The sequence below is a fragment of the Modicisalibacter sp. MOD 31.J genome (assembly GCF_020147985.1).
Classification (GTDB): domain Bacteria; phylum Pseudomonadota; class Gammaproteobacteria; order Pseudomonadales; family Halomonadaceae; genus Modicisalibacter; species Modicisalibacter coralii.
The window spans coordinates 587531-599627 of record NZ_JAGXFF010000001.1 but is presented as its reverse complement, the minus strand read 5'-3'; the positions used below and the strand labels follow the sequence as shown (position 1 = coordinate 599627).

The 12097-nt window shown below is 67.6% G+C and carries 8 protein-coding genes; 3 read left to right on the top strand and 5 right to left on the bottom strand.

Features of this window, described 5'->3' with window-relative positions:
- The first annotated feature begins 124 nt into the window (after nucleotides 1-124).
- Nucleotides 125-1798, top strand: a complete 1674-nt coding sequence (gene pgi, locus KGR00_RS02715; protein ID WP_224417757.1) for a glucose-6-phosphate isomerase — start codon at nucleotides 125-127, stop codon at nucleotides 1796-1798.
- Complete coding sequence (locus tag KGR00_RS02710) at nucleotides 1795-2775, top strand: carbohydrate kinase (RefSeq protein ID WP_224417758.1); 981 nt, start codon at nucleotides 1795-1797, stop codon at nucleotides 2773-2775. Before pgi ends, KGR00_RS02710 begins: the two co-directional genes overlap by 4 nt.
- A gap of 33 nt (nucleotides 2776-2808) precedes the next feature.
- Here KGR00_RS02710 and KGR00_RS02705 read toward each other — a convergent pair whose 3' ends face one another.
- The 4 genes from KGR00_RS02705 to KGR00_RS02690 all read right to left on the bottom strand — a co-directional run bounded on the left by KGR00_RS02705 (nucleotide 2809) and on the right by KGR00_RS02690 (nucleotide 9170).
- Nucleotides 2809-3477 (bottom strand): alpha/beta fold hydrolase, encoded by a 669-nt coding sequence (locus KGR00_RS02705; RefSeq protein ID WP_224417759.1) that lies wholly within the window; start codon nucleotides 3475-3477, stop codon nucleotides 2809-2811.
- Between the two features lie 70 nt (nucleotides 3478-3547).
- Complete coding sequence (locus tag KGR00_RS02700; RefSeq protein ID WP_129139053.1) at nucleotides 3548-5317, bottom strand: SLC13 family permease; 1770 nt, start codon at nucleotides 5315-5317, stop codon at nucleotides 3548-3550.
- A gap of 96 nt (nucleotides 5318-5413) precedes the next feature.
- Nucleotides 5414-7474, bottom strand: a complete 2061-nt coding sequence (mdoH, locus tag KGR00_RS02695; RefSeq protein ID WP_224417760.1) for a glucans biosynthesis glucosyltransferase MdoH — start codon at nucleotides 7472-7474, stop codon at nucleotides 5414-5416.
- The gene (locus KGR00_RS02690) at nucleotides 7464-9170 is read right to left on the bottom strand and encodes a glucan biosynthesis protein (RefSeq protein ID WP_129139051.1); all 1707 of its coding nucleotides are present in this window, start codon (nucleotides 9168-9170) and stop codon (nucleotides 7464-7466) included. Before KGR00_RS02690 ends, mdoH begins: the two co-directional genes overlap by 11 nt.
- Nucleotides 9171-9316: 146 nt before the next feature.
- Between KGR00_RS02690 and KGR00_RS02685 the strand changes: the two genes are divergently transcribed.
- The gene (locus KGR00_RS02685) at nucleotides 9317-10900 is read left to right on the top strand and encodes an alkaline phosphatase (RefSeq protein WP_224417761.1); all 1584 of its coding nucleotides are present in this window, start codon (nucleotides 9317-9319) and stop codon (nucleotides 10898-10900) included.
- Here the strand turns inward: KGR00_RS02685 and KGR00_RS02680 are convergent.
- A complete protein-coding gene (locus KGR00_RS02680; RefSeq protein ID WP_129139049.1) occupies nucleotides 10894-12000 on the bottom strand; it encodes a hybrid-cluster NAD(P)-dependent oxidoreductase in 1107 nt (368 codons plus the stop codon). The genes KGR00_RS02685 and KGR00_RS02680 overlap by 7 nt on opposite strands.
- Between the last annotated feature and the right edge of the window lie 97 nt (nucleotides 12001-12097).

The window sequence follows — 12097 nt, the reverse complement described above, 5'->3', positions numbered from 1 at the left end:
TCAGGCCCTCTGAGAAGATCGGGTGACACGATTCATCCAGGGTTTGTACGAAAAGGCGACGAGCGCAGGCAGTTTTCGTACAAGGCCCAGCAAGCAAAACGGACAACAAGAGGACACGCCCCCCATGTTCCAACTCACCCGCAGCGTCACCTGGCAGGCCCTCGAGACGCTCCACCGGGAAACCGCCAACGACCGCATCCGCGATTATTTCAGCGCCGATCCGGCGCGCTTCGACAAGATGAGCCTGCGTGTCGGGGGGCTGTTCCTCGACTACTCCAAGCACCACATCTCGGACACGGTGCTGGACAAGCTGCTCGAACTCGCCGATCACTCGGCGCTGGTCCAGCGTCGCGCGCAGATGTTCTCCGGCGACATCATCAACGTCACCGAGAACCGCCCGGTGCTGCATACCGCCCTGCGCAACCAGGGTGACGCCCCGCTGATGGTCGACGGCAAGGACGTGATGCCCGAGATCAAGCGTACCCGCGAGCAGATCCGCGCCTTCTCCGAGGCCGTGCGCGACGGCAGCTGGCAGGGTTACAGCGGCAAGCGCATCAAGGACGTGGTCAACATCGGCATCGGCGGTTCGGACCTGGGGCCCAACATGGCCTGCCGGGCCCTGCTCGAGTATCGCAACCAGGACCTCAACTTCCACTTCGTCTCCAACGTCGACGGCGCCCACATCCAGAAGGTCCTGCGCCGGCTCGACCCGGCGACCACGCTGTTCATCGTCTCGACCAAGACCTTCTCCACCCAGGAGACGCTGCTCAACGCCAAGACCGCGCGGCGCTGGTTCCTCGACAACGCCGGCGAGAACGCCGACGTCGGCGCCCATTTCATCGCCGCCTCCACCAACCGCAAGGCGGCCATGGAATTCGGCATCCGCGAGGAGAACGTCTTCGAGTTCTGGGCCTGGGTCGGCGGGCGCTATTCGATGTGGTCGTCGATCGGCCTGCCCATCGCCCTGTCGATCGGCTTCGACGGCTTCATGGAGCTGCTCGAGGGCGCCTACGAGATGGACCGCCACTTCATCGAGGCGCCCAACGACCGCAACATGCCGGTACTGATGGCGCTGATCGGCATCTGGTACATCAACTTCCACGGTGCCGAGACCCACGCCATCGTGCCCTACGATCAGGCCCTGCATCAGTTGCCGGCCTTCCTCCAGCAGCTCGACATGGAGTCCAACGGCAAGTCGGTGGACATCTTCGGCCACCCGGTCGACTACAAGACCGGGCCGATCGTCTGGGGCCAGACCGGCTCCAACGGCCAGCACGCCTTCTTCCAGTTGCTCCACCAGGGCACCCGCTACGTGCCGATCGACTTCATCGCCTCGCTCAAGCCCGACGAGGGCATGGAGGAGCACCACTTCGCCCTGCTCACCAACATGCTGGCCCAGGCCAACGCCTTCATGGAGGGCAGCCAGCAGGGCAGCCAGCTCGACCCCTACAGCTGCCCGGGCAACCGCCCATCGAGCACCCTGTTGCTCGACGAGCTGACGCCGCGCAACCTCGGCGCGCTGATCGCGCTCTACGAGCACAAGGTGTTCGTCCAGGGGGTGATCTGGAACATCAACTCCTTCGACCAGTGGGGCGTCCAGCTCGGCAAGCGCATCGCCGGCGAGATCAGCGAGCGCATCGACGAGCGGGTCCAGGATTTCGACGCCTCGACCCAGGGCCTGCTGGCCCTGGTCCGTCAGCACTTCCCCGGCAACCAGGGTGGCGACACCGCCGCCGCCAAGCGTGAAGGCCGGGGCAAGGGCAAGAGCCCATCCACCAGTCAGGGAAAGCGTTCATGATTCCCGTCATCGCCTTCGGCGAAGCACTCGTCGACATGCTCTCCAGCCGGCTCGGCGACGACACCGGCGGCACGGAGACCTTCACGCCCTATGCCGGCGGCGCGCCGGCCAACGTCGCCGTGGCCTGTGCCAGGCTCGGCGTGGAAAGCCACTTCCTGGGCATGGTCGGCGACGACCGCTTCGGCCGCCTGCTGACCGCCGAGATGGCCAGCCACGGCGTCGACACCTCGGGCGTGAGGGTGACGACGGAGGCCCGCACCGCCCTGGCCTTCGTCTCCCGCGACGCCGACGGCGAGCGGACCTTCGATTTCTACCGTCCGCCCGCCGCCGACCTGCTCTATCGCCTCGAGCACCTACCGGCGGGGATCTTCGCCGAGCCGGCGATCGTCCACCTGTGCAGCAACAGCCTCACCGAAGAGGCGATCGCCGAGACCACCCTGGCGCTGGCCGACATCGCGCGGCGCTCGGGCAGCCTGGTCAGTGTCGACGCCAATCTGCGCCACAACCTGTGGCCCGAGGGCCAGGTGGATATCGGCCTGGCCACGGCGCTGCTCGATCGCGCCGACCTGCTCAAGCTCTCGCGGGACGAGGTCGAGGCGCTGCGCGGCGATCATCCGGTGGACGCCTGGCTCAATCAACGCTTCGCCGCCGGGGTGAAGCTGATCGTGATCACCGATGGCGCCGCGCCCGTGGAGGTTCACCGGCTCAATCAGCGGCTCACGGTCACGCCGCCGGCGGTCCGGGCCGTGGATACCACCGCCGGCGGCGATGCCTTCATCGGCGGGCTGCTCGCCCTGCTCGCCGAGGACGACATCGATGCCGGCGCGTTCGCCGCCTGGTGCGACGACACGGCGCGTCTCGAACGGGCGGTGGACGTGGCCTGTCGCTGCGGCGCCCACGCCGTGACCCGCCCCGGGGCCTATGCGTCGCTGCCCTCGAAGGCGGATCTCGATCAGCTCAAGGGCAGCCTGGAATAGAACAGGGCCGTCGCCCGCCGCACAAGAACGCGATCAGGCGGTGGGCAGGCGCCGCTTCAGCCAGCCGCCGATATCGGCGATCTGCTGCGGGCACAGGGCATGGGCCATCGGGTAACTGCGATAGTGCGCCGGCAGGCCCAGCTCACGGACTCGCTCGTAGCCGACCCGCCCCAGCGATTCGGGAACGATCGGATCGAAGGTGCCGTGGTGCACCTCGACCGCCAGGTCGCGATTGGCCTCGGCGACGTCGAGCGTGTCACCGGTGGCGAAGTAGGTGGACATCGCCAGCAGGCCGGCGAGCCGGTGCGGATAGGTCAACGCCGCCTGATAGGCGACCGCCCCGCCCTGGGAGAAGCCGGCGATCACGATCCGCCGGCTGTCGATGCCCGCCTCGCGCTGGGCATCGATCAGCGCCTGCACGGTCGCCGCCGAGGCCTCGAGCTGCTCGACGTCGATCTTGCGCAACAGGTCCATCTCGAGGATGTCGTACCAGGCCGGCATGCGCATGCCGCCGTTGACGGTCACCGCCCGGACCGGGGCGTGCGGCAGGACGACCCGCAGGGCCAGCTCGCGCGGCAGGCCGAGCGCCGGCACCAGCGGTTCGAAGTCGCTGCCGTCGGCCCCCAGGCCGTGCAGCAGAATCAGCGCGGCGTCCGCCACCTGTCCGTTAGCGGGTTCGATCACCCGTGGCTCGCGTGCCATGCCATTCTCCTCGGCGCCGTGTGGATGGAACAGGAACGGCACAGCCTATCACGCCATCCGACGCCACGCCTCAGAACGGCCAGACCCGCGGAATCAGCAGCAGCGAGGTAACCCCCACCAGCACGCTCAGCGGCCCGCCGACCCGCAGGAAGTCGCCGAAACGGTAGCCGCCCGGGCCGTAGACCATCAGGTTGGTCTGGTAGCCCAGCGGGGTCAGGAAGCTCGCCGAGGCGGCGAACATCACCGCGACGGCGAACGGCATGACGCTCACCCCCAGGCTCTCGGCGCCGGCGGTGACGATGGGGAAGGCGATCACCGCCGCGGCGTTGTTGGTCACCACTTCGGTGAGCAGCGCGACCAGCACATAGGCCCCGATCAGCATCAGGTAAGGGTCGCCGCCGGCCAGCGTCATCGCCTGCTGGGCCACGGCCGCCGCCGCCCCGGAACTGTCCAGCGCCGCGCCCAGGCCGAAGGAGGCCCCGATGGTCAGCAGCACCTGGGTATCCAGGCTGCGCTTGGCCGCGCCGACCGAACAGCAGCGGGTGAGCAGGCTCGCCAGGGCGCCGAGCATCGCCGCATTGAGCATGCTCAACACGCCGAAGCTGGCCAGCGCCACCACCCCGGCGAGGATCGTCCACGCCAGCCAGGCTTTCTCGTGGACCGGACGCGCCTGGCCGTTGACCTGGCTGATCAGCAGGAAGTCCCGCGATTGGCGATGGCGCTCGATGAACGGCGGGCGCGCCTCGAGCAACAGCACGTCGGCCGGCTGCAGGCGAACCTGGCCCAGATTGCCGTCGACCCGCTCGCCGTTGCGACAGACCGCCAGGACCGCGGCGCCGTAGAGCGTGCGAAAGTGCCCCTCGCGGATACGCTGGCCGATGAACTGGCACTGATCGGAGACCACCGCCTCGACCAGCCGGCGCTCGCGGAAATCCTTCTGCAGGCTCGACTCGCCGAGGCTCGACGGTCGCAGCCCGCGGAACTGCTGCAGTTCGATGGCCGCCTCGCTGGTACCGGCGAACACCAGTCTGTCGCCGGCCTTGAGCCTCTCACCCGGGCCGACGACGCTGACCACGTTGCCGCCACGTTCGATCTCGACCAGAAACAAGCCACGCAGATGACGCAGCCCGGCCTCCTCGACCGTCTTCTCGACCAGCGGGCCCTCCGGGTCGACGGCCATCTCGATGGTGAACTCGCGAGGGTTCTCGAAGGCCTGGGCGGCACTGCGCCGATCGGGCAGCAGCCGGCGCCCCGCGAACAGCAGGTAACCGAGACCCACCAACGCCACCGGCACGCCGACCCAGGCGATGGCGAAAAGGTGCAGCGAGTCCTCGGGGTAGCGCGCGGTGAGCAGGCCATTGACCACCAGGTTGGTGCTGGTGCCCAGCAGCGAGCAGGTGCCGCCGAGAATCGAGGCGAAGCTCAGCGGAATCAGGAAACGATGCACCTTGAAGTCGAGTCGCCGGCTCCAGCTCATCACCGCCGGCACGTAGGTCGCCACCACCGGGGTATTGTTGAGGAAGGCGCTCATCGTCGCGACCGGCACCAGCAGGCGCGCCATGGCGCCGGCCTCGCCGCGCGGCCGGCCCAGCACGTGACGGATGATCAGATCCATGCCGCCGGTCTCGCGGATGCTGGCGACCAGCACGTACATGAACGCCACGGTGAACAGGCCGTCGTTGGCAAAGCCGGCCAGTGCCTGCTGCGGACCGATCACGCCCAGGGTCAGCAGCACGATCACCCCGCCGAGCAGGATCATGTCGGCGCCGAGACGCGTCGTGCCCATCAGGACAAACGCGATGGCGACGGTCGCGAGCGAGATCCAGGCATCGGGAGACATGGCGGTCCTGCGGCTGAAAGAGATTCAGTGCGCATTTTGACCGCCATGCTTTATATCATGAAGTTATTTGTGGAAATTTGGCTAGACCTTAATCGCCTAAGCGCTTTCCGCCGCCGGTGGCTTGGCCCCACCCAACCCCCACCAGGCCTTGAGCGACTGGGTGGGCATCGTCTGACGTCGCTCGGTCTCGGGCAGCAGCGATGCCGCATCGACATCGGCCGCCTCGTCGCTCGGCGGATTCGCCTCGAGCTGCTCCAGCCGCGTGAGCACCCAGGGCGGATTGACCTCGGCGGGGATGCACACCAGGCGGTGGCGCTGCAGCCACTCACCGGCCCGGATGCTGCTGGTGTAGCGCAGCAGCGGTGCGGAGGCGACCATGCCCAGCAATACCGGCGACAGCCACCAGAAGAACAACGGAGCGTAGTAATAACTCACGCCGCCCCAGAGCAGGCCCAGCAGGGTCATCGCCCCGGTGCGCCGCCACGCCACGCGCCACGGGATCAGGCGGCCGCCACGGACCTGCGAACTCCATGACACGGTGCGCCCGGCGAGCACGCTGACCACGAACCAGGCGTGGAAGGCCATCATCAACGGCGCGATGAGAATCGAGAAGAGCACCTCGAGAAACGCGCTGACCGCCAGGCGGAAACCGCCGCCGAAATCCCGCCGTCGCTGGAGCAGGCCGACGATCATCCCGAGCAGCTTGGGCAGCAACAGCATCAGCACGGTGATCACCAGCAGCGAGGCGATCATCGCCACCTTGGATTCCGGCCATTCGGGGAACAGCTGGTAGCCCTCGTTGAAGAAACGCACCTTGGCGACCGCCCGCACCACGGCGTCGACGGTACTCAGGCCCAGCATGATCAGCCACAGCAGCGAGGCCATGTAGGCCAGCGCCCCGAGCAGGAAGTGCAGGCGGTTGATCGGGTGCAGCCCCCGCGAGAGCAGCAGGCGCAGATGCTGCATGTTGCCCTGACACCAGCGACGGTCGCGCTTGGCGTAGTCGACCATGTTGCCCGGCAGTTCCTCGTAGCTGTCCTCGAGGCCGGCGTGGAGCCGGACCTCCCAGCCGGCGCGACGCAGCAGCGCCGCCTCGACGAAGTCGTGACTGAGGATGTCGCCGCCCATCGGCGCCTTGCCGGGCAGCGCCGGCAGCCCGCAGTGATTGACGAAGGCCTCGATGCGAATGATCGCGTTGTGCCCCCAGTAGTTGGCGGTGTCGCCCTGCCAGACGCTCTGCCCGGCCGCCAGCATGGGGCTGTAGAGGGTCGCCGCGAACTGCAGGAAGCGCCCGAACAGGGTATTGGACCGTGCCGGCAGCGGCACGGTCTGCAAGAGCCCCAGGCGTGGATTGGCCTGCATGGTGGCGGCCATGCGCACCAGCGTCCGGCCACCCATCACGCTGTCGGCGTCGAGGATGATCATGCTCTCGTAGGCCTGACCCCAGCGGCAGCAGAAGTCTTCCAGGTTGCCGACCTTGCGGCCGATGTTGCGCTCGCGGCGGCGGTAGTAGAGCCGCAGCCCGCCGGGCAGGCGCTTGCGCAGGGCCGCCGCGGCACGCCGCTCGGCCTCGGCGATTTCCGAATCGGTGGTGTCGCTGAGCAGATAGACGTCGAACGCCGCCGCCTTGCCGGTCTCGACCAGCGAATCGCAGGTCGCCTCGAGCCCGGCGATCACGCGTGACGTTTCCTCGTTGTAGACCGGCATCACCAGGGCGATGCGCCGCTCGGGATCGAGGGTCTCGTCGAGCGGCGTGGCCCGCTTGAGGGTCAGCGGGTCGCGCTTGAAGACCACCACCAGGAAGCCGGCAATCCCCGACCAGAACGAGACCGTCAGCCAGGCGAACATGAACACGAACAGCCCCAGGATGGTGCCTTCGAGCACGGTCAGGCCGTTGGCACGCAGGATGTCGAACATCATGTAGGCGCCCTGCAGGCTGGTCACCACCGACAGGGTGAAGAAGATCAGCCGCCGCAATCCCAACAGCGGCATGCCCTGGCCACCGGGGCAACCGGCCGAACGGGAATCGCCGGAAGGCGCCTCGTGAGCGTCGGCGCCGGGCGTGTCGTCATCGGGGCGCTCGCCGGCGACGGCACCCAGGGTGGCGCCGCCGGCGTGGCTCGGATGTTGTGTACGGGAGTCGTTTTCACAGGACATCGGGATTCCACAGGTAGCTCCAGGTTTCGGTCAACCGCTGACCGCGCAGCTTGAGTTCGAGCTGCATGTCGGCGGACTCGCCTTGCGGGTCCAGCTTGAAGGACGCACGCCAGGTCTTGCCGTCGGGCAAGCGCCGCACCTGAAGGTCGTTGACCTTGCCGTGGGAGACGTTGAGCTCGGCCTTGACCGGCTGCGAGGCATCGAGGCCGGCGAGCGCGTCACCGCGGAAGTCGACCACGAAACGCCGCAGGCCGTGCGAGGGCGGGTTCTTCTGCCCCGGATCGGCGCCCCAGCCGTTGCGCATGCGCACCGCCCGGCCCAGCGACTCGTCGGGCACCGCGCCATCATGGGTCGACAGGCGATACTGGTAACGCCGCGACTCGCCGGCCTTGAACGGCTTGTCGGGGACCCAGTAGGTGATGATGTTGTCGTGGATCTCCTTGTCGGTGGGGATCTCGACCAGCTCGACGCCGCCCTGCCCCCAGTCGCCCTCGTCGGGACGCACCCACAGACTGGGACGACGCTGATAGCCGGCATCCATGTCCAGATAGTGCTCGAAGTCGCGATCGCGCTGCATCAGGCCGAAGCCCAGCGGGTCGGTGTCGCGCAGTTGGGTGACGTTCAGCGAGGGCGGGTTGGACAGCGGCCGCCAGATCCACTGACCGGTCGAGGTGTGCATCAGCAGGCCGTCGGAGTCGTGCACTTCGGGGCGATAGTCGTCATAGTCGCCCTGGCTGTTCTCGCCGTGCAGGAACATGCTGGTCAGCGGCGCCACGCCCAGCTTGCCGACCTCCTGGCGGGCGAACAGCCGGGCATCGACGTCGACGACCGTGTTCGCACCGGCATGGATGTCGAAGCGATAGGCCCCGGTGACCGAGGGGCTGTCGAGCAGCGCGAAGAGGATCATGTCGGACGCGTTGGGCTCGGGGCGTACCAGCCAGAAGGCACGAAACGCCGGAAACTCCTCGCCGCCCTGGGTGGCCGTGTCGACCGCCAGCCCGCGAGCCGACAGCCCATACCCCTGGCCGCGACCGACCAGCCGGAAATAGGAGGCGCCGAGGAAGACCGCGATCTCGTCCTTGTAGTCGGGGGTGTTGACCGGATAGTGCAGACGAAAGCCGGCGAACCCCAGCTTGGCGGGGTCGGTCTTCTCCACCACCTCCTTGACGGCGGACGCGGAATCCTCGTAATCGAACATCGACGCCTCGAAGCCGATGTCCTCGATGCGCCCGCCCTTGAGGACGTGCATTTCCACCGGCACGTCATAGAGGAAACCGGGGTGGAAGAACTGCACCTCGAACAGCCGGTCGTCACGCCACAGGGCGTGTTCCTTGCGAAAATGGATGTTGCGGTAATCGTCGTAGGCGAGATTCTTCAGGGCATCGGGCAACTGGGACTGGGGCTTGCTGTACTCCTGCCCGGCCAGGGTCCTGGCCCGTTCGATGACGCGATCGAAGAGCGCCTGGGGCGTCCAGTCCTCGCGCGGCGCCGGGGGCGCTTCCTGCCCGGTCGATGCCGGCTGATTCTGGGCGGCGCCCTGCGGTGCCGACGCATTCTGCTGCGACGAGCCCTCGTCGGCGGCCGGCGCCTGAGACGACTGACTCGATTCCTGCGGGGGTGCAGACGTTTCCTGAGCCTCGGCGACCGGCACGGCCAGACACAGGCCTGCCAGCGCCAAGCATTGCCACACCTTCATGTGCATTCCTCATTCCCTAGTTAACAATGCGACCCCTCTGTTCACTGCCCACACTATAGCGGTTTGCCGTTGCCGACGCGCCTGGGCAATGATGGGAACCCGTCATCCACGCCCGGTGCCTGCCGTTACCGATGCGGAGCGAGCCCTTGTATCATAACCTGCTAATTTTATTCGTCATCAATCTGCTGCTCGCCAGTCTGACGTTCCTCACGCACTCCATGGCCGGACACGGCTGGCTGGCCCTGGAAGCGCCCTGGCTGCTGCTCGCGCTGGCCCTGCCGAGTCGCGGCACGCGTCGCCGCCTCGCCCCCTGGCTGGCCGGCGTGCTGAGTCTGCTGGTGCTGCTCGCGATCCTCGACGCCCTGGCCCGGCTGAGCCTGGGGCGTGCCTTCAATCCCTTGCTCGACACCAGTCTGGCACGCCCAGCCTACCATTTGATGATCGACAATGTCGGCAAGTTCCTGACCGTGACCGGGCTCGTGGTGGCGGCGGCACTGTGGCTGATGCTGACGTGGGGGCTGACGCGACTGCTGGCCGGGGCCCGTCCGCTACCGGTCGCAGCCCGCCACCGGGCCGCTATCGCGCTGATGCTGGTGCCGCTGGGCGCCGGGCTGGCCCCGCTGACGGCGCCGGCACCGCTGGCGACGCCAGCGCTGACGCTGATCGAGCGGCACTGGCAGCAATGGCGGGAGACACACGACACCCTGAGCGACTTCCGCCGACGGCTCGCCGAACGGGCCGCCCCCGCCCGGGCACTTCCCGGACTGGCCGGCCACGACGTGGCATTGACCTTCATCGAGTCCTACGGCGTATCGGCGCTGTTCGACCCGCGCTATGCTCCGGTACTCCAGCCACGGCTCGAACGCCTGCGCCGCGATTTTGCGGCCGCCGGGCTGCATGTCGCCAGCGCCCGGCTCACCGCACCGGTACAGGGCGGGCAGTCGTGGCTGGCGCACGGCAGCGTGATCAGCGGGTTGTGGTTGACCAGCCAGCGGCATTACGACCTATTGCTGGCCCAGGGGGCGCCGACGCTGGTCGACGACTTTCGCCTCACGGGGCAGCGCAGCGTGGCGATCATGCCGGCGATCACCGCCCCCTGGCCGGCCGGGCGCCGGCTGGGCTACGACGCGATCCTCGACGCCCGCAACATCCCCTATCAGGGGCCCGCCCTCAACTGGGTGACCATGCCCGACCAGTACACCTGGCGCTTCTTCGCCGACTACCGGGAACGCCAGGCGCGACCGCTGTTCGCCGAGCTGGCGATGATCTCGAGTCATGCCCCGTGGACGCCGATCCTGCCGCTGCTCGACGACTGGGACGGCCTGGCCGGCGGCGGGCGTTTCGCGCCCTGGGCGGACGCCGGCCCGAGCCCGGAAGTCCTGTGGCAGGACCCGGAGCGGGTACGCCACCATTACATTCGCGCGATCGATTATGCGCTGGCGGCGATGGGCGGATTCGCCGAGCGCTATCTGGGAAAGGAGGCCCTGCTGATCGTGCTCGGCGATCATCAGCCGGCACCGCTGATCACCGGAGAGGACGCCAGTCGCGACGTGCCGGTCCATGTGATCAGCGCCGACCCGACGCTGATCCGGCCCTTCATCGCCGCCGGCTTCAAGCCCGGCCTGATGCCGCCGAGCGGCCCCGCCCGCTGGCGTCAGGCCGCCTTCCGCGGCCTGCTGCACCGACTGTTCGGCGCACACCGCGGCGCCGCAACACCGGGGTCTCAGTAATCCACCACCAGGTTCCCCTTGGGCCGGCTGCAGCAGGACAGGATGTAGCCTTCGGCGATGTCCTCGTCGGTGATCCCGCCGTTGTGGTCCATCTCGACCTCGCCGGACTTGATGCCCACGCGGCAGGTACCGCAGATCCCCATCCCGCAGGCCTTGGGAATGTGCAGGCCGAGCTTGGCGGCGGCGGCATGGACCGTCTCGCCGGGCTGGATGCGCACGCTCTTGCCGGACCCGGCGAATTCCACCTGGAGCAGATCGGCGTAATCGATCTCCTCGGCCTCGGCCTCGGCCTGCTCGGCGAGTTCGCGAACGTCCTCGCGGACGTCGAGGGGCGTGGCACCGAACGACTCCTGATGGTAATGGCTCATGTCGAAGCCATTGCTGCGCAGGATCTGCTTGACGGCGTTCATGTAGGGCGTCGGACCGCAGCAGAAGATCTCGCGTTCGAGATAGTCCGGGACCATCAGCTCGAGCATCGCCTCGGTGAGGAAACCGCGGTAGCCGGCCCAGGCCTCGCCGATGTCGGACTTGTTCTCGCAGACCACGTGCAGCTTGAATTCCGGCAGCCGCGAGAACATGTGCACCAGCTCGCGGTGATAGATCACGTCACGCGGCGAGCGCGCGCAATGCACGAAGTCGACGTCGACGTTGGCATTGGTGTCGAAGAACCAGCGGGTCATCGACATCAGCGGGGTGATCCCCACGCCACCCGACAGGAACAGCACCTTTTCGGCGGGGTAGTCGATGACGTTGAAGTCGCCCACCGGGCCGTGCACCGCCAGCTCGTCGCCGACCTTGAGGTTGTCGTGCAGCCAGTTGGAGACCCGGCCGTCGGGCAGACGCTTGACGGTGATCGAGAAACTGTAGGGGATCGACGGCGAGCTGGAGATGGTATAGGAGCGCATGATCGGCTCGCCATCGATCTCCAGTTCCAGGGTGACGAACTGCCCCGGCTTGAAGAAGAACAGCACCGGCTGCTCGGCCATGAAGCAGAAGGTGCGGACGTCCCAGGTTTCCTGGATCACCTTGACGCAACGCACGCGGTGGCGACCGTTGGTCCAGGTCTGGGTGGTCACCGGATTGAAGTAATTCATTGTCATCGTTGTCTCTGCCTGCCGGAACATGGGCTGCCTGACGACTGCCCCCACCACCTGCCGAGGCCCTCGTCGTGTTGGCATTCTGGGGCACGCCCCGGCA